At 73.2% G+C, this 17,252-nt stretch carries 14 protein-coding genes; 9 read left to right on the top strand and 5 right to left on the bottom strand.

What is annotated here, in order from left to right:
* Positions 1-83: 83 nt before the first annotated feature.
* Together ACFYZ4_RS01490 and ACFYZ4_RS01495 are read left to right on the top strand one after the other, a co-directional pair.
* Entirely contained in the window at positions 84-725 is a 642-nt protein-coding gene (locus ACFYZ4_RS01490; RefSeq protein WP_390782663.1) for a molybdopterin-dependent oxidoreductase, read from the top strand.
* Positions 712-1,968, top strand: a complete 1,257-nt coding sequence (locus ACFYZ4_RS01495; protein WP_390782664.1) for a Dyp-type peroxidase — start codon at positions 712-714, stop codon at positions 1,966-1,968. The genes ACFYZ4_RS01490 and ACFYZ4_RS01495 overlap by 14 nt, the downstream gene beginning before the upstream one ends.
* A 75-nt stretch (positions 1,969-2,043) precedes the next feature.
* On the opposite strand, the gene ACFYZ4_RS01500 is transcribed toward ACFYZ4_RS01495, so the two are convergent.
* Positions 2,044-2,877: a class I SAM-dependent methyltransferase gene (locus tag ACFYZ4_RS01500; RefSeq protein ID WP_390782665.1), complete on the bottom strand. Its 834-nt coding sequence runs from the start codon at positions 2,875-2,877 to the stop codon at positions 2,044-2,046.
* A gap of 149 nt (positions 2,878-3,026) precedes the next feature.
* Here ACFYZ4_RS01500 and ACFYZ4_RS01505 point away from each other — a divergent pair, with 149 nt between their 5' ends.
* The 4 genes from ACFYZ4_RS01505 to ACFYZ4_RS01520 all read left to right on the top strand — a co-directional run bounded on the left by ACFYZ4_RS01505 (position 3,027) and on the right by ACFYZ4_RS01520 (position 7,148).
* The gene (locus ACFYZ4_RS01505) at positions 3,027-3,761 is read left to right on the top strand and encodes an ArsR/SmtB family transcription factor (RefSeq protein WP_390782666.1); all 735 of its coding nucleotides are present in this window, start codon (positions 3,027-3,029) and stop codon (positions 3,759-3,761) included.
* Between the two features lie 97 nt (positions 3,762-3,858).
* The gene (locus tag ACFYZ4_RS01510; protein WP_390782667.1) at positions 3,859-4,839 is read left to right on the top strand and encodes a DMT family transporter; all 981 of its coding nucleotides are present in this window, start codon (positions 3,859-3,861) and stop codon (positions 4,837-4,839) included.
* Complete coding sequence (locus tag ACFYZ4_RS01515) at positions 4,836-5,765, top strand: 2-dehydropantoate 2-reductase (protein WP_351288921.1); 930 nt, start codon at positions 4,836-4,838, stop codon at positions 5,763-5,765. Before ACFYZ4_RS01510 ends, ACFYZ4_RS01515 begins: the two co-directional genes overlap by 4 nt.
* Positions 5,766-5,921: 156 nt before the next feature.
* A complete protein-coding gene (locus tag ACFYZ4_RS01520; protein ID WP_390782668.1) occupies positions 5,922-7,148 on the top strand; it encodes a cytochrome P450 in 1,227 nt (408 codons plus the stop codon).
* A gap of 40 nt (positions 7,149-7,188) precedes the next feature.
* Here the strand turns inward: ACFYZ4_RS01520 and ACFYZ4_RS01525 are convergent, their stop codons facing one another.
* The gene (locus tag ACFYZ4_RS01525) at positions 7,189-8,118 is read right to left on the bottom strand and encodes a SigB/SigF/SigG family RNA polymerase sigma factor (RefSeq protein ID WP_351288917.1); all 930 of its coding nucleotides are present in this window, start codon (positions 8,116-8,118) and stop codon (positions 7,189-7,191) included.
* A gap of 173 nt (positions 8,119-8,291) precedes the next feature.
* Here ACFYZ4_RS01525 and ACFYZ4_RS01530 point away from each other — a divergent pair, with 173 nt between their 5' ends.
* Together ACFYZ4_RS01530 and ACFYZ4_RS01535 are read left to right on the top strand one after the other, a co-directional pair.
* Positions 8,292-8,681: a helix-turn-helix domain-containing protein gene (locus ACFYZ4_RS01530; RefSeq protein WP_351288915.1), complete on the top strand. Its 390-nt coding sequence runs from the start codon at positions 8,292-8,294 to the stop codon at positions 8,679-8,681.
* Positions 8,682-8,737: 56 nt separating this feature from the next.
* A complete protein-coding gene (locus ACFYZ4_RS01535; RefSeq protein ID WP_351288913.1) occupies positions 8,738-9,004 on the top strand; it encodes a DUF6296 family protein in 267 nt (88 codons plus the stop codon).
* 70 nt (positions 9,005-9,074) lie between these two features.
* Here ACFYZ4_RS01535 and ACFYZ4_RS01540 read toward each other — a convergent pair whose 3' ends face one another.
* From ACFYZ4_RS01540 to ACFYZ4_RS01550, 3 genes are all read right to left on the bottom strand, one after another.
* Positions 9,075-11,498, bottom strand: coding sequence for a SpoIIE family protein phosphatase (locus ACFYZ4_RS01540; protein ID WP_351288911.1), 2,424 nt, complete (start codon positions 11,496-11,498; stop codon positions 9,075-9,077).
* Entirely contained in the window at positions 11,495-15,478 is a 3,984-nt protein-coding gene (locus ACFYZ4_RS01545) for a HAMP domain-containing protein (protein WP_390782669.1), read from the bottom strand. The genes ACFYZ4_RS01540 and ACFYZ4_RS01545 overlap by 4 nt, the downstream gene beginning before the upstream one ends.
* Positions 15,479-15,754: 276 nt before the next feature.
* Positions 15,755-16,099, bottom strand: coding sequence for an STAS domain-containing protein (locus ACFYZ4_RS01550; protein WP_351594835.1), 345 nt, complete (start codon positions 16,097-16,099; stop codon positions 15,755-15,757).
* A 218-nt stretch (positions 16,100-16,317) separates the two neighbouring features.
* On the opposite strand from ACFYZ4_RS01550, the gene ACFYZ4_RS01555 reads away from it, so the two are divergent.
* On the top strand, positions 16,318-17,244 hold the full coding sequence (locus ACFYZ4_RS01555) for a SigB/SigF/SigG family RNA polymerase sigma factor (protein WP_390782670.1): 927 nt from the start codon (positions 16,318-16,320) through the stop codon (positions 17,242-17,244).
* Positions 17,245-17,252 lie beyond the last annotated feature (8 nt).

A 17,252-nucleotide genomic window follows, 5' to 3' on the forward strand; every position in this document is an offset into this window, starting at 1 on the left:
TTTCACCCGGCATTTGCGCTGCATCGGCATCGTCAACCACGCACCTGCGGGGCAGTCGACCAGTCGCCAGGAGGGACACGCCCATGCCTCAGCACATCAGCCTCCGCCCGCCGGCCTGGGGGGCTTCGCTCGCTGTCAGCGGACTGCTCCTGACCGGTTGTGGAGCATCCGCCGACTCCAAGGCCGAGCCGGCCGCGGCGACTTCCGCTTCCAGTTCCGCTTCCGCGTCCGCGTCCCCGTCGGCCGCACCGTCCTCTTCGGCCCCGCTGAAGCCGGGCGAGGTGCGTGTCGCGGGCCAGGTCGACAAGCCGTACACGCTCACCCTGACCGACCTCCGCGCCCTGCCGCAGACCTCGGTCTCCGTGGAGTTCACCAGCGCCAAGGGCCCACAGAAGCACACGTACAAGGGCGTCCTGCTCCACGACGTGCTCAAGAACGCCCAGCCGCGCTTCGACGCCTCGAAGAAGAACGGACAGCTGCGCGGGGTCGCCGTCGCGACCGGCGGCGGGGACTACCGCGCCGTGTTCGCCTGGGCCGAGATCGACCCGGGCTTCGCCAAGTCCCAGGTCCTCCTCGCGGTTTCCGAGGACGACGTCCCCTTCGAGGACGCCTCCGGTCCGCGCCTGGTCGCACCCCAGGACACGAAGGGCGGCCGCTACGTGTCCGAGCTCAACCAACTGTGGGTCGGTGTCGTCGATCCGGTGGTCGACGGTGGACAGCACTGACACCGAACCGGTACGGGCCGATCGGCGCCTCGGCCGGCGGGCCCTGCTCGGCGCCGCCGGGCTCGGCGTCGTCGGCGCCGGGACGGCGGCCGTGGCGGGCCTGCGCACGGGCGGCGCACCACCGGCCCGCGCGCGGACCGTGGCCTTCCACGGACGGCACCAGGCCGGGATCCTGCATCCCCGTCAAGCGCACGCCCGGCTGGCCGCCTTCGACTTCGGGGCCCGGACCGACCGCGGCCGGGCCGCCGCCCTGCTGCTGCGCTGGAGCACCGCCGCCGAACGGCTGACCCGGGGCGAGCCGGTGGGCGAGGAGCTCTCGCCGCCCGGTTCCCGCGCCGTCGACACGGGCTCCGCGCTCGGCGCGGGGCCCGCCTCCCTCACCCTCACCTTCGGACTCGGCGCGAGCTTCTTCGACCGGGTCGCCCTGGCCTCGGCGCGCCCCGAGGCCCTCGCGCCCCTGCCCGCCTTCCCGGACGACCAGCTCGACCCCGCCCGTGGCGGCGGCGACCTGTTCGTGCAGATCGCGGCGGACGACCCGCTCGTCACCGTCCACGCGCTGCGGACGCTCCAGCGCCTGGCCCACGGCGAAGCCACGGTCCGCTGGACGATGGCCGGCTTCACCAGTGCGCCGGAGGGTGCCTCGGCCGGCGGCGCCCACCGCAACCTCATGGGGCACCTCGACGGAACCGCCAACCCCGACCCGGCCGATCCCGCCGCACGCGCGCTGATCCTCGTGTCGGACCCGGCCGCCCCCGCCTGGCTGGCCGGCGGCTCCTACCTCGTCGTCCGCCGCATCCGCATGCTCCTCGACCACTGGGACACCCTCCCCCGGGACCACCGCGACCAGGCCATCGGCCGCCGTACCGCCGACGGCACGCCGCTGACCGGCGGTACGGAGACCACCCCGGCGGACCTCGGCGCGGCCCGGCCCGACGGCGTCCCCGTCATCGCCACCAACGCCCACATCCGCCTCGCCGCCCCCGCCACCACCGGCGGCGCGACCATGCTCCGCCGGGGCTGGTCCTACCACGACGGTCTCCGCCCGGACGGCGCCCCGGACGCGGGCATGCTCTTCCTCGCCTGGCAGTCCGACCCCCGCACCGGCTTCGTGCCCGTGCAGCACCGCCTCGCCCGCGGCGACGCCCTCGCGCGCTACGTCGTCCACGAGGCGTCGTCCCTGTTCGTGGCCCCCGCCGGCGCCACCCCGGGCACGTACGTCGGCCAGGCACTGCTCGAAGGCTGACCGTACGGCCCGAAGGCTGACGCACGGACCGAAGGCCGACGTACGGCTCCCGTGGGCTCCGGGGCCGCGGGAGAATTACGAGCGGGTGGCCGTCACCAGGTAGTAGTCCAGGATCTGCTGCTCCCAGGCGGCCAGGAAGTTCCGGGGCCAGGTGCCGGGCTTCCAGAGGCGGGCGAGCCAGCGGTCCCAGCCGGGCCAGACCTGCGCCCCGATCGAGGCGACCTCGACATCGGCGAAACCGGCCTCCCCCAGGGCTTCGGCGAGCCGGGACACGGGCCGGGCGATGTCCAGGCCGCTGGCGAACGAGTCGAGGAGTCCCGCGAGCCGCTCCGCGTGCGAGGGCGCGCCGTCGACGGTGAAGAAGCTGGCGACCGCGACCCGCCCGCCGGGGCGCAGGACCCGCGCCGCCTCCCGGGCGAAGGCGGACAGGTCCGGGAAGTGCTGGGCCGCCTCGACGCTGAAGAGGGAGTCGAACTCCCCGTCGCCGAGCGGGAGGCTCTCCGCCGCCCCGAGGACGAAGCGCAGCCGGTGCGGCCGGGCCTCCAGGTGCGCGGAGTTCGCCTCGCGGGCCCGCTGGAGCTGCTGGGGGTGGATGTCCACGCCGGTCATCGCCGCGGGCCCGTACTCGTCGAGGGCGAGGGCGCAGCCGAGGCCGAGACCGCAGCCGATCTCCACGGCCTTGCCGCCCGCGGGGGCGGCGGCGTCGAGCACGTGCCGGTAGAGGTCCTGCTCGCTCCGGATCCGGTCGCCCTGTGACAACGGCCGTTCGAGATCGACGGACCCCCAGAAGCCGAAGTTGATGAACCCGCCGGCGAACACCGGCACGGCGCTGAGATCGGCCGGTCCGTACGTCTCCCAAACCGCGGGGCGTACGACCGGAGCGGGCTGCTCCGCGGATCCACCCGACAACTCCCCACCACCCTCCTCGTGACGGGGCGTCCTGCCCCGAGGTCATCAGTGTGGCCCGGGAAGCACCCGCCACGACAGAGGACCTCCACAAGACCCCCCTTCCGAGGGATCGTTCGCTGTCTGCCGAAATCATGGGGCATCCTGGATGCATGAACACCTCGCATGACGGAACGCCGACGGACGAGCCGGCGCCCGCCGCCCGCCTCGCCGCCTTCGCCTCGGCCCTCGCCGACGAGACGCGGGCCGCCATCTGCATGACGCTGCTGGAGGGGCGGGCCTGGACCGCGGGCGAGCTGGCCCGGATGACCGCGGTCGCGCCGTCCACCATCAGCGGCCACCTGTCCCGGCTGCTCGACGCGGGCCTCTGCGTGACCGAACGGCAGGGCCGCCACAGTTATGTGCGCATCGCGGACGCCGCGACCGCCCGCCTCGTCGACCAGCTCGCCTCGTACGCGATCCCGGACCGGGACGCGGCGCACGCGGTCCCCGTGGTCGCCGCGCCGGACCCGCTGGCCCGCGCCCGCACCTGCTACGACCACTTCGCCGGCCGGTTCGGCATGGCGGTGACCGACGCGATGGAGCGGCGCGGACTGCTGCGCACGGAGGGCCTCTTCGAGCTGACGGACGAGGGCCGGTCCTGGTGCGCGGAGGCGGGCATCGGCCTCGCCCACGAGGGGCGCAGGCCGCTGGCGAGTTCCTGCCTGGACTGGACCGAGCGCCGCCGCCACCTGGGCGGCATCACCGGGGCGCGGCTGTGCGCGCACGCGTTGGGCGAGGAATGGGTGGTGCGCCCGGCCGGCGGCGGCCGGGCCCTGGACGTGACCCGGGCCGGGGAGCAGGCCTTCGGTGATCTGCTGGGGCTCACGCCGGACGCGTGGAGCTGATCCGGGAGAGCCCGCGCCCACCCGCATCGGGAGCCAGGTCCGAATCCGGATCAATATTTCGGTCGACAGCGAAATGTTGCGGTCGTAGGGTGGGCGTATGACGTTCCGCTCGGGTCGAATCCCACCCCACGTGCTCACGATCGGCGCCGTCTCCTTCACGGTGTTCGCCTGGGCCTCCGCCTTCGTCTCCATCCGCAGCGCGGGCACCGCCTACTCCCCCGGGGCCCTCGCACTCGGCAGGCTCCTGGCCGCCTCGCTGGTGCTCGCCGTCCTGCTCCTGGTCCGCCGCCAGGGGCTGCCGCCCCGCGAGGCATGGCGCGGAATCCTGGTGTCGGGCGTGGTCTGGTTCGGCGGCTACACGGTGGCGCTGAACTGGGGTGAGCGTCTGGTCGACGCGGGAACGGCGTCCCTGCTCGTGAACACCGGGCCCATCCTCATGGCCCTCCTCGCGGCCCGCCTCCTCGGCGAGGCACTGCCCCCGCGGCTGTTGGCGGGCATGGGCGTCTCCTTCGCCGGCGCGGTGGTCGTGGGCCTGTCCATGTCGTCCGGCGAGGGCGGCTCGACCTCGGTGCTGGGCGTCGTACTGTGCCTGCTCGCGGCCGTGGCCTACGCGTCGGGGGTCGTCGCGCAGAAGCCCGCGCTCTCCTACGGAACACCTCTGCAGATCACCGCCTTCAGCTGCCTGACGGGAGCCGTGGTCTGCCTGCCGTTCGCGGGGCAACTGGCCTCGGAACTGCCGCACGCGCCGCTGTCGGCCACCCTGAACATGGTCTACCTCGGCGTGGTGCCCACCGCCCTCGCCTTCACCACCTGGACCTACGCCCTGGCCCGCATGCCCGCCGGCAAGCTGGGCGCGACGACCTACGCCGTACCGGCCATCGTCGTCCTGCTGAGCTGGGCCTTCCTGGGTGAGGTACCCGCCTGGCTGTCCCTGCTCGGCGGCCTGCTCTGCCTCGCCGGGGTCGCGGTGTCCCGGTACGGACCGCGCTCCCCGCAGGCTCCCGGCCGCGACCGGCCGCTCCCCGCGGACCGTCCGGAACCCGGCCTGACCGGATCCCACGAAAGGCGCTCCTCATGAGGATCCTCACGGTCGGCGCGGGCGCCGTCGGCGGCTTCTTCGGCGCCCGGCTCGCCGCGGCGGGCCAGGACGTCTCCTTCCTGGTCCGGCCGGCCCGCGCGAAGGCCCTGCGGGCACGCGGACTGCGCGTCGAAGGCCAAGGGGAGCAGCTCCACCTGACGCCGAAGCTGGTGACGGCCGACGCCCCGGGCGGGCCGTACGACCTGGTGCTGCTCTCGGTGAAGGCGACCGCCCTGCACCCGGCCCTGGCGGACATCGAGCCCGCCGTCGGCCCGGACACCGCCGTCGTACCCCTGCTCAACGGGGTCGCCCACCTCGACGCGCTCACCGCGCGCCTCGGGGCCGGAGCCGTCCTCGGCGGGGTCGCGAAGGTGGTCACCACCCTGAGCGCGGAGGGCGACATCCTCCGCATGGCTCCGCCCGCGGTCATCCTGACCGGTGAGACCGACGCCCGCCCCTCGGCCCGCGTCGAGCGGATCCGTACCGCCCTGGCCGACGCTGGCATCGACTCGCCGGAGACCGGGGACATCATCGCGGCCATGTGGCACAAGTGGGTCTTCATCTCCACGCTGGTGGCCCTGACCTGCCTGATGCGCGGCACGGTCGGCGAGGTCAACGCCGTCCCGGGCGGCTCGGCCCTCGGGCCGTCCCTGCTCGCCGAGGCGGCAGCGGTGGCCGAGGCCGCCGGCCACCCGGTGCCGGAGTCCGAACGCGCCTTCACCACCTCGACCGTCACGGCCTCCGGCTCCCCCCTCACCCCGTCCCTCTACCGCGACCTCGTGGCCGGGGCGCCCACGGAGGCCGACCACGTGCTGACCGATCTCACCGTCCGCGCCCGCGCGTTGGGGGTGGCCACCCCCCTGCTGGACCTCGCCGCCCTGCACCTGCGCGTCCACGAGCACCGCCTCGCCGCGGCACGTTCCTGACCGGAGAAGGGCGCGGGAAGGGCGCAGGAAGGGCGCCCTACCGGCCCGGGCGGGGTTCGGGCAGGATGACCGGCGCACCGACCGAACCGAGCGCACCGAAGGTCGTCGCCGACGGCGGTGACCCCTGCCCGGCCCGACCGTGATCCGGAGGTCCCCGTGACGCCGTACGACGACCAGGCGCGGCGTGACGAGCTGTACCGCGACCCGTACCCGCTGTACGACCGGGCCCGCCGGGCCGAAGGGCTGACGTACGTACCCGAGTTCGGCGCGTGGCTGGTGGCGCGCGACCGGGACGTACGGGAAGTGCTGCTGCGCGCGGAGGACTTCTCCTCGGCCAACTCCCTGCTGCCGGACGTCACGCTGTCGGAGGCGGCGCTCGGTGTCCTGCCCCGGGGCTTCGGGCCGCGGCCGACCGTCGTGTCCTCGGACGGCGCCGCCCACCGGCGGCACCGGGCCCCGCTGAACCGGGGGCTGTCCGCCGCCCGGGTCGCGGCGCTGATGCCGTACGCCCGCGCGTGCGCGAGCGAGCTGGTGGACGGTTTCGCGGCGGACGGATCGGCGGAGTTGGTGGAGGCCTACGCCCGGCGGTTGCCCGGGATGGTGGTCGGGCGGCTGATCGGGCTGGACCCGGCCGACGTGCCCGCCGCCGTGCACGGCGGCTACCGGGCCGAGGAACTGCTGTTCCGGCCGCTGTCACCGGAGGAACAGGCGGCTGCCGCCGAGGACGTGGTGGCGCTCCAGCACCTGCTGGACGGGTACGTCCGCGACCGGCGCGCAAAGCCCCGGGACGACATGTGCTCCACCATGGTGGCGGCCCTCGCCCCCGGTGACGCCGAACTCACCCTCGAACAGCGCCACGAACTGGTGACGAGTCTGCAGAACCTGCTGATCGCCGGATTCCTCACCACCAGCGCCCTCATCGGCACCACGCTGCTGCACCTGCTCGGTGACCGGCGGCAGTGGCGGATGCTCCGCGCCGATCCGTCGCTCGTCCCGGCAGCGGTGGAGGAGGCCGCCCGCCACGACACCGCCATCCAGGCCTTCCGGCGGATCACCACCCGGCCGGTGACCCTGGCCGGGACGGAACTCCCGGCAGGGGCCACCGTGCTGGTGGCGTACGGTGCGGCCAACCGCGACGAGGAGCGGTACGAGCGGCCGGCCGAGTTCGACATCACCCGGCCCGCGAACCGCCACCACCTCGCGTTCGGGCACGGAGCCCACGGCTGCCCCGGCTCCCGGCTGGCGCGCGAGCAACTCCGTCTGACACTGGACCTGTTCACGCGCCGCCTGCCGGAGCTGCGGCTCGACGAGGACCGTCCGCGACCGCGGATGCGGCCCACGCTGATCCACCGCTCGCCGCAGACCCTCCACGTGACCTGGTGACCTGGTGACCTGGTGACCGGGCCGCCGGGCGACCGGCGGCTCAGTCGTGCAGCAGTTCCTCGCGGAGGCTGCCCAGCGTGCGGGAGAGCAGGCGGGAGACCTGCATTTGGGAGAGGCCGAGCTCCGCGCCGATCTCCGCCTGGGTCAGCTCCTCGCCGAAGCGCAGCTGGAGGATGCGGGTGCTGCGTTCGTCCAGGTCGGCGAGCAGGGGTGCCAGCGCGTGCCGGTCCTCGACCGCCTCCAGGGCGGGGTCGGTCTCGCCCAGGGTCTCGGCGAGACTGCGCGGAGCCTGTCCGGCCGAGGGCGCCTGCGCGCTGCCGGCGGTGTGCTGCTGGGGCGCGTCGATGGACTGGGTGGAGTAGCCGTTGGCCGCGACCAGGCCCTGGCGGACCTCGTCCTCGGTCAGGCCCAGGTGCGCGGCGAGCTCCGCCGGGGTGGGCGGGTGCTCCGACTCGGAGGTCAGCGCCTCCGTGGCCTTCGCCAGCTCCACGCGCAGCTCCTGCAGCCGGCGCGGGACCCGCACGGCCCACGTGGTGTCCCGGAAGTGGCGTTTGATCTCACCGGTGATGTACGGCACGGCGAGCGTGGAGAACTGCGTGTTGCGCTCGGGGTCGTAGCGGTCGATGGCCTTGATCAGGCCGATGACGCCGACCTGCATGACGTCCTCGTTCTCGGGGCCGCCGGGGCGGTCGCGGAACGGGCGGGCGACGAAGTGCACGAGTGAGATGTTCATCTCGATGAGCGTGTTGCGCACGTACTGGTACTCGCGGGTCCCCTCTTCGAGGCTCCGCAGCCGTTCGAAGAACACGCGGGTCAGCTGCCGGGCGTCCCCGGTCGGCACTTCCCGCGGGCGGGGCACGAAGGGCAGCCCGTTGAGGGCAGGGACGGATCCGACCCCGCCGGTGGCGGCAGGGGTCGTCGTCGGGGGCGTGGCCGGGCTCGTGGCCTCGGCCGTGGCCGTGGGGGTCATCGTCGTCGCTCCTTGGGCACGGGTGCTTGCGGCGCGTTGCGCGACTGCTCGGGTCATGCGGAAGTCCGCTTCCGCTCACCTGCACCCTGCCGGGGCCACGGACACACGTCAAGTCATACCGGAAATACATTTCTGGATTTGCTTTTCGCGGGTCGTCGTCCAAGGATGTCCGCGTGGAGAACGAGCACACCGGTTCCCGCCGGAACCACTGGACCTTCCTGACGAACCACGCCCGGGTGCTGATCGCGATCGCGCGCGACCCGGGGGTCCGGCTGCGCGACCTCGCGGTGATCTGTGACCTGACCGAACGCACCGTGCAGACGATCGTCACGGACCTGGAGGCGGACGGATATCTCACACGGACCCGGGACGGCCGGCGCAACCGCTACGCGATCGCCCCCGGCGCGCGCTTCCGCCACCCGGCCGAGGCCGGCCGCGAGATCGCCGGACTGCTGGCCTACCTCGCCGGCCCCCTGACCGGGCCGACGGCGTCCGCCGAGCCTGCCTCCCCCGCCGGGGCGACCGGCTCTCCCGCTGAGGACAGAGCAGCGGGTGAGGCTTAGCGTGGCTGGTGGGGGACAGCCACCCCGGGCGCACGCCCACGGCAGGAGGGTCCGCCATGAGCACAGGCCACGAAACTGAAGCCCCGCACGAGGACCGGCAGGCGGAAGCCTGGGACGTGGTGTTCGCGGCCACGGACCGGACCGGGGAGGACGTGGTCCGGATGACCCGCACCGACGCGGCGGGGCCGGGCGGCCACCCCGTCTACCAGGACGCCAGCGGCATCCTCCGGGCGGAGATCAGCAGCGGGGGCGAGGTCCGCGTGCTGGCGACCGGCGGCGGTCAGGACCCGGCCCGCGTCCTGCGGGCCCGAGCGGTGGCCTGACCGCCGGCGCCGTGCGGGCGGTGGCCCGCCGGCCTGACACCGGCGCCGTGACGATGGGCGGCGGCGGGCCTCAGCCGACCTGGATGCCGATCACGCACGTGTCGTCGTCCGTGTCGGACCGGCTCTCGGCGAGCAGGCGGTCCAGCCGCCCGTCCAGATCCCCGGCTCCGGCGGCCGCCGCCTCCACCAGATGGCCCAGCGAGTCCTGGACCGAGCAGTCCCGCCGTTCCACCAGGCCGTCCGTGAACATCAGCAGGGTGTCGTCCGGTTCGAGCTGCACCTCCCGCTCCACGTACGTGACGTCCGGCAGCGCCCCGAGGAGCAGGCCCTCGATCAGCGGGAACGCCTCGGCCTCGCCCCCGCGCAGGAGTACGGGCGGCAGGTGCCCCGCACGCGCCCAGCGCATCACCCGGGTGCTCGGGTCGAAGAGCCCGCAGACGGCGGTGGCCGTCACGTGCTTGGCCAGGTGGTGGGTGACCGTGTTGAGCCAGGACAGCAGCTGGGCGGGGCCCGCGCCCGTGACGGCGAGGCCGCGCAGGGCGTTGCGCAGCACGACCATGCCGGTGGCCGCCTCGATGCCGTGGCCGGCGACGTCACCCACGGACAGCATGATCAGCCCGGAGGGCAGGACCACGGTGTCGTACCAGTCGCCGCCGACGAGCGACTCGGTCTCCGCCGGCCGGTAGCGGACGGCGACCCGCAGGCCCGGGGCCTCGATGGCCGGTGGCGTGGGCGGCATGATGGCGTGCTGGAGCTGGAGGGCCAGCCGGTTGCGCTCGGCGGACTCCGCCTCGCTGTGGGCGAGCTGGTCCCTGGTCGCGGCCAGCGCGACCTCGGTCCAGTGCTGGGCGGAGATGTCCTGGTAGGCGCCGCGCACGGCGTGCAGCTGCTGGTCCGCGTCGAGTACGGGCTCGGCGACGACACGGATGTGGCGGGTGATCCCGTCGGACCTCTGGAGGCGGAAGTCGACGGAGGCGGGACGGCGGTGGCGGAGCACCGCCCGCAGGAAGCGGTCGAGGGCGGCGGAGTCGTCCGGATGGGCGTGCCCGGGCAGTTCCCGCAGCCGGACCGGGGGCGCGGTGGCGGGGAGTCCGTGGAGGGCGTAGAGCTGGGCGTTCCAGGTGGTCTCCCCGGTGGCGAGGTTCTCCTCGAAACCACCGATGCGGCCCAGGCGCTGGGCGTGCTGGAGGAGGTTGGCCAGCCGGGCCCGCTCGTCCTCGATCCGCCAGATCAGCAGGACGGCGGAGCCGTGCCGGCTGACGCTGATGTCCGCGACCGAGGTGAGCGGGATCTGGTCGACGAGCGCGGTCAGGCTCATGCGTTCGGCCCTGAACGGCTCCCCCGTCGCGTGCACGCGCTCGATGATGTCGAACAGCCCGCTCTCGCCGGCGGCCATCGGATAGGCCTCCAGCAGCAGCGCACCGTTGACGTCGCCGCGCGGCCGTCCCACCGGGTCGACGAAGCGGCTGCCGGCGTGCCGGATCCGGAAGTCGCCGAGCCGGCCCTCGGCGTCGAGGACCGGAGTGAGCACGACGGCGGGGTCCTGTAGTCCTTCGGCGAGGTCGATGAGCTCGGCGACGTCCGGGAGCACCCCTTCGGTCGCCGCGAACTCGCGCGGGGGCGAGGCGTCCATGGTCCGGGCGCACAACTCGGCGAGGGCCTCGACCTGGCGCTCGATCTGCGGCGGCTGCGGCGCCAGGGGCTGCGGCCAGCAGATCTCCAGGACGCCGTGGATCCGTCCGCCCGTCCCCGTCGGTACGGCCATCCGGCCGCCTTCGGGCCAGTGCAGATGGCCGATGGAGGGCAGCCCCTCGCGCTTGAGGCGGGCGAGGGTGACCAGGCGGCGCTCGCGCAGTGCGAGGCGGGCGACGGTGGACACGCCCGGGGGCACGTGGCGCCAGCGGACGGCCTCCCTGGGCGGGAAACCGGCGTGGCCGGCGAGGGCCAGCGAGCCGTCGGGGACCGCGGTCCACACGGCGACGGCGACCGCGCCCAGCGGGCTCAGGGCGTTCGTCAGGAGGGACTCGGCCACCGCCTGGGTGTCGGCGTCGGCCGCCAGCATGCCGCTCTCGGCGGTGCGCAGGCGGACCGAGACCGTGGAGTACGGCTCGGCCGGTTCCTCGTCCGTCCCGGTGCGCTCGACGAACGCGGCGGCGATCTCGCTGACGTGGTCGCGGGACGCCTGGTTGACGATGTCGGCGGCGAGTTCGAGCGGGGACGTCCCGCTCTCCCGGCACAGCAGGTCGAGCTGGCGCGCGGCGGCGGCCGGCGTGCAGTGCAGCTGCCCGATCAGGATGCCCTTGGCCAGCTCGACCAGGGCGCGGCCGTCGGCGGCGGCCTGTGCCTCCAGGACCTCCCGGCGCAGCCGTTCCACGGTGGCGACGAGGCGTCCCATCGGGGTCGGGACCTGGTGCGGGAGGGCGCCGGCCGGCTGGTCGCCGACCGGCGTCGGCTGCGGGAGCGCGCCGTTGTGCCGCTGCGTGTCCCCGGTCATCGCGTGAGCCAGTACCGGACGCGGCCGATGAGGTCGTCGGCGTCCACGGGCTTCGTCACGTAGTCGCTGGCGCCGGCGGCGAGGCTCTTCTCCCGGTCTCCGGGCATCGCCTTGGCGGTGACCGCGATGATGGGCAGGCCCGCGTACGTCGGCATCCGCCGGATCTCGGCGGTGGCGGCGTAGCCGTCCATCTCGGGCATCATCACGTCCATCAGGATGAGGTCGACGCCCGCGTGGCGGGTGAGGGCGTCGATGCCCTTGCGGCCGTCCTCGGCGTGGACCACGCGCATGCCGTGGAGTTCCAGGACCCCGCTGAGGGCGAAGAGGTTGCGCGCGTCGTCGTCGACGACGAGGACGGTGCGTCCGGCCAGGTCGCCGTCGAGCACGTGGGCCGCCTGCTGCCGTGGGGTGTCTCCCTGTACGAGGGGCAGCACGTCCCCGGGCTGTTCGGCGGACAGGTGGAGCGCGATGCGTTCCCGCAACTCGTCGAGGCTGGACAGCAGTTCGACGTGACGGGTCGCGGACCGCTCCCGCAGGGCCTCCTCCTGACCGCTTCTGCCCCGCGGGTTGTTGTGGGCGAGGACGGGGAGCGAGGAGAGGGCCGGGTCCCCGTCGAGCGCGTCGAGGAAGCGCAGTGCCTCGCCGTCGGGCATGTCCAGTTCCAGGACGACGCAGTGGAAGGAGTCGGACGCCAGGGCGGCGGCGGCCTCCCGTGAGCTCGTGACGCCGACCACGTGGATGCCGGCGTGCTCGCGCGTCGTCTGATGGCTGGGGGCGAAGTCCCGGCCGGCGCTCTCGGCGACCAGGGACAGCAGCCCGCCCGGCCGTTCCTCGATGACGAGCAGGCGGCGGGCCCGCCGCTGCGCCGGGAGCACGGGGGTGCCGGGACGGCCCGGACCCGCCTGCCCGGACGCGTCGGCGTACAAGGGCTCCGCGGGGGCGTCGGGGTCGGGGGCGTCCTCGTAGTCCACGCGGCTGACCGGCAGGTAGAGGGTGAAGGTGCTGCCCTGGCCGGGTGTGCTCTCCGCGGTGACGGCCCCGCCGAGCAGCTGGGCGATCTCCCGGCTGATGGAGAGCCCGAGGCCGGTGCCCCCGTACTTGCGGCTGGTGGTGCCGTCGGCCTGCTGGAAGGCCCCGAAGACGGACTCCAGCTGCTGTGCGGGGATGCCGATGCCCGTGTCCCGTACCCGGAAGGCCAGCATGGGTCCGCGCCGGGGAAGCCCGGCGGGCATCTCGGAGGCCGCCGCCGGTTCGATGCGGAGCTCGACGCCGCCGCGTTCGGTGAACTTGACGGCGTTGGACAGCAGGTTGCGCAGGACCTGGCGCAGCCGCGAGTCGTCGGTGAGCAGGTCGTCGGGGGCGTCCGGGGCGGTGGTGACGGTGAAGTCGAGGCTCTTCTGGGTGGTCATCGGCCGGAAGGTGGCGTCGACGTATTCGAGCAGCTGGGGCAGGTCGACGCGCTCGGGGTTGATGTCCATCTTCCCGGCCTCGACCTTGGACAGGTCGAGGATGTCGTTGATCAGCTGGAGCAGGTCCGAGCCGGCCGAGTGGATGATGCCCGCGTACTCGACCTGCTTGGGGGTGAGGTTGCGGGCGGGGTTCTGGGCGAGGAGCTGGGCGAGGATGAGGAGGCTGTTGAGCGGGGTGCGCAGCTCGTGGCTCATGTTGGCCAGGAAGTCGGACTTGTAGGTGGAGGCCAGCGACAACTGCTGTGCGCGGGTCTCCAGTTCCTGCCGGGCCTGCTCGATCTCCAGGTTCTTGGCCTCGATGTCGCTGTTCTGGCTGGCGAGGAGGGCGGCCTTCTCCTCCAGCTCGGCGTTGGAGCGCTGGAGTTCCTCCTGCTGGACCTGGAGTTCCTCCGAGCGGGCCCGGAGTTCGCCGGCGAGCCGCTGGGACTCGCCGAGGAGCTCGTCGGTCCGGGCGTTGGCGACGATCGTGTTGACGTTGGCGCCGATGGTCTCCATCAGCTGGGCCAGGAAGTCGCGGTGGACGGGGGTGAAGGCGGTGAAGGAGGCGAGTTCGATCACTCCGAGCACCTGCTCGTCCACCACGATCGGGAGGATGATCAGGCTGCCGGGAGTGGTGTGGCCCAGCCCGGAGGAGATGACGTAGCCGCCGGGGACCTCGTCGGTGGCGATGATCCGGTGGCTGCGGGCCGCCTGTCCGACGAGGGACTCGCCGAGGGCGAACGTGACGCGCTCCCCGGCGTCCGCGGACCGTCCGTAGGAGCCGACGAGGGTGAGCACCGTGCCGCCGGGGCGGTCCTCGGCGAGGTAGAAGGCGCCGTACTGGGCGGCGACGAGCGGCGTCAGTTCGTCCATGACGAGTTCGGCGACGGCGGCGAGACCCCGGTGGCCCTGCATCAGGCCGGAGATGCGGGCCAGGTTGGACTTGAGCCAGTCCTGCTCCTGGTTGGCCCGGGTGCTCTCGCGCAGCGAACCGACCATGGAGTTGATGTTGTCCTTGAGTTCGGCGACCTCGCCCGAGGCGTCGACCGTGATCGAGCGCGTCAGGTCGCCCTCGGCGACCGCGCTGGCGACCTCGGCGATGGCCCGGACCTGCCGGGTCAGGTTGCCGGCCAGCTCGTTGACGTTCTCGGTCAGGCGCTTCCAGGTGCCGGAGACGCCTTCGACCTCGGCCTGGCCGCCGAGCCTGCCCTCGCTGCCGACCTCGCGGGCGACCCGGGTGACCTCGGCGGCGAAGGCGGACAGCTGGTCGACCATCGTGTTGATGGTCGTCTTCAGCTCCAGGATCTCCCCGCGGGCGTGCACGTCGATCTTCTTGGACAGGTCGCCGTTGGCGACGGCCGTCGTGACGAGGGCGATGTTGCGGACCTGGCCCGTGAGGTTGTCCGCCATGGAGTTGACGTTGTCGGTGAGGTCCTTCCAGGTGCCCGCCACGTTGGGAACCTGCGCCTGGCCGCCGAGCCGGCCCTCGGTGCCCACCTCGCGGGCCACGCGCGTCACCTCGTCGGCGAAGGCGGACAGCGTGTCGACCATCGTGTTGATGACCCCGGCCAGCGCGGCGACCTCGCCCCTCGCCTCCACCACGATCTTCTGCGAGAGGTCTCCGCGGGCCACGGCGGTGGCGACCTGGGCGATCGACCGCACCTGACCGGTCAGGTTGGACGCCATGACGTTGACGTTGTCGGTGAGGTCCTTCCAGGTGCCGGAGACCCCGCGGACCGTGGCCTGGCCGCCCAGGTTGCCCTCGGTCCCGACGTCGCGGGCGACCCGCGTGACCTCGTCGGCGAACGCGGACAGCTGGTCGACCATCGTGTTGATGGTCTCCTTGAGCTCCAGGATCTCCCCGCGCGCGTCCACCCGGATCTTCTGCGTCAGGTCGCCCTGGGCCACGGCGGTGGTGACCTCGGCGATCGAGCGGACCTGGGCGGTCAGGTTGTCGGCCATGACGTTGACCGATTCCGTCAGGTCCTTCCACGTTCCGGAGACGCCCATGACGTCCGCCTGGCCGCCCAGCCGGCCCTCGGTGCCGACCTCGCGGGCCACCCGCGTCACCTCGCCGGCGAACCCGGAGAGCTGGTCGACCATCGTATTGATGGTCTCCTTCAGCTCCAGGATCTCCCCGCGGGCCGTGACGTTGATCTTCTGCGAGAGGTCGCCCTTGGCCACGGCGGTCGCGACCTCGGCGATCGAGCGCACCTGGGCCGTGAGGTTTCCGGCCATGAAGTTGACCGAATCCGTGAGGTCCAGCCAGGCGCCCCCGACGCCCGGCACGTCGGCCTGGCCGCCCAGGGTGCCCTCGGTGCCCACCTCGCGGGCCACCCGGGTCACCTCGGAGGTGAACAGCGACAGTTGGTCGGCCATCCCGTTGAAGACGGTGGCGATCTCCCCGAGCAGCCCGTCCGCCGTATCGGGCAGCCGGGTGCGGAAGTCCCCGTCGCGTACGGCGGTCAGCCCGGCCAGCAGCTGCCGCAGCTCCGACTCGCCGATCCCGCCCTCACCCGGCAACGGAGGCATCCCGTTCGGTGAATCCGTGCCCGCCCGCTCGGCCATCGGCCAACCTCACTCTCGATCTCACCCGCACCGGCACCCGGGACAGGACGGACCCCTGGCATCAGGGCGCGCCGGAGCGCCCGGCTCCGCCGCAGTCCGACGACGCCCGGGCACCGGTCCGGTGAAGGCTAACGCCACCGAAGGGACGACGGACCCCAGTCGATCACACCGGAGGCAACACCTCCGGCGCCGGGGCACACCATCGGCGGGCGGCCCGTGCGCCGGCCGTCCGGCGCGGGCTCACGCCCCCAGGGCGTCCTCGACGCTCGCGTGGAGGGACAGCACGGTATCGGCGCCGGTCACGGCGAACAGCCGGCGCAACTGCTCGCCGGGGGCGGCGACGCGCAGGGCGGTGAGGTGGTGCAGACGCAGCAGCAGGTTCAGGAAGGAGGAGTCTCCGAAGGTGATGGCGCCGGCGTCGAGCACCACCAGCGGACACCGGTCGGCGGCGGCGGTGAGGGCCTCCTCCAGCGGGGCCAGCGTGTCCTGGTCGAGCTCCCCGTGGGCCGCCACCACCCACCCGGCCCCCGCCGGGTAGGTCTCCCCGACCACACCCTGCCGGTGCGCGTCCCTTGCTCCGGTCATGTCCGCCTCCCCGGATCGCCACCTGTACGTCTGTACGTCGTCCTCAGGGAGTATGCCTGCTCATCGCGCCGACGCTGCCGCCCCCGTCCGCGTCGGCGCACCTTCGGCCGCACGGGGCGACCCGGCGGATAAAAGAATGTCACCGAGGTGTGTAGGACCGCGAAGTCGGGGCAGAAGGGCCCGGGCAGCCGTCAGTCAATCGGGAGGGAGCGGCCACCATGTCTCGCTCGTCCACCGCAGTAGGCCCCATTCGTGCAACAGAGGCACACGTCCCTGCTTGTGACCGAGGCACCGCGGGAGCGCCAACACGGGACGAGGACCTGTTCTTTGTGGAGAACGCCCGCGAGATGGCGCCCGCCGACGCGCGCGAACTGTCGCGGCTCTTCTTCGGGAGACTGCGCACTCTGGAGGAGGGGACGCGCGAGTACCAGTACACGCGCAACACCCTGATCGAGATGAACCTCTCCCTCGTGCAGTTCGCCGCGCGACGGTTCCGCTCCCGCGCGGCCGGCGGCGGTCTGGACATGGACGACATCATCCAGGTGGGGACCATCGGCCTGATCAAGGCCATCGACCGCTACGACCTGGAGCGCGAGGTCGAGTTCTCCACTCTCGCCCTCCCCTACATCACCGGTGAGATCAAGCGCTACTTCCGCGACACCACCTGGGCCGTGCACGTCCCGCGGCGCCTGCAGGAACTGCGCATGGAACTCGCCAAGGCCCAGGAGACCCTGACCGACGACCTGGGGAGGGCGCCGACGGTCAAGGAGGTCGCCCGGCACCTGAAGCTGTCCGAGGAGGAGGTCATCGACGGGCTGGTGGCCGCGAACGGCTACACGAGCGGTTCCCTCGACTCCGCCGGCGCGGAGAGCGACGCACCCTCCACGACGAGCCCGTCGACGCGGCCGCTGGCGGAACGCCTCGGCGAGGTGGACCCCGCCATGGAGCTCTTCGAGGAGTTCCACACCCTCGCGCCCCTGCTGGAGCAGCTGGACGAACGCGACCGGCGGATCCTGCGGATGCGCTTCGGCGAGGAGAAGACCCAGGCCGAGATCGGGGCCGAACTGGGCATCTCCCAGATGCAGGTCTCCCGCATCCTGTCCCGGACCCTGGCCCGCCTGCGCGCCGGCATGCTCACGGTGTAGGGCCGGGC

The organism is Streptomyces sp. NPDC001513, from assembly GCF_042894695.1.
GTDB lineage: Bacteria > Actinomycetota > Actinomycetes > Streptomycetales > Streptomycetaceae > Streptomyces.

What these genes read in the sequence shown, in the direction of transcription:
- ACFYZ4_RS01490 (WP_390782663.1), top strand. Translation starts at nt 84, where the DNA reads ATGCCTCAGCACATCAGCCTCCGCCCGCCGGCCTGGGGGGCTTCGCTC.
- ACFYZ4_RS01535 (WP_351288913.1), top strand. Translation starts at nt 8,738, where the DNA reads ATGAGCACAGGCCACGAAACTGAAGCCCCGCACGAGGACCGGCAGGCG.
- ACFYZ4_RS01545 (WP_390782669.1), bottom strand. Translation starts at nt 15,478, where the DNA reads ATGCCTCCGTTGCCGGGTGAGGGCGGGATCGGCGAGTCGGAGCTGCGG.
- ACFYZ4_RS01505 (WP_390782666.1), top strand. Translation starts at nt 3,027, where the DNA reads ATGAACACCTCGCATGACGGAACGCCGACGGACGAGCCGGCGCCCGCC.
- ACFYZ4_RS01515 (WP_351288921.1), top strand. Translation starts at nt 4,836, where the DNA reads ATGAGGATCCTCACGGTCGGCGCGGGCGCCGTCGGCGGCTTCTTCGGC.
- ACFYZ4_RS01540 (WP_351288911.1), bottom strand. Translation starts at nt 11,498, where the DNA reads ATGACCGGGGACACGCAGCGGCACAACGGCGCGCTCCCGCAGCCGACG.
- ACFYZ4_RS01550 (WP_351594835.1), bottom strand. Translation starts at nt 16,099, where the DNA reads ATGACCGGAGCAAGGGACGCGCACCGGCAGGGTGTGGTCGGGGAGACC.
- ACFYZ4_RS01510 (WP_390782667.1), top strand. Translation starts at nt 3,859, where the DNA reads ATGACGTTCCGCTCGGGTCGAATCCCACCCCACGTGCTCACGATCGGC.
- ACFYZ4_RS01525 (WP_351288917.1), bottom strand. Translation starts at nt 8,118, where the DNA reads ATGACCCCCACGGCCACGGCCGAGGCCACGAGCCCGGCCACGCCCCCG.
- ACFYZ4_RS01555 (WP_390782670.1), top strand. Translation starts at nt 16,318, where the DNA reads ATGTCTCGCTCGTCCACCGCAGTAGGCCCCATTCGTGCAACAGAGGCA.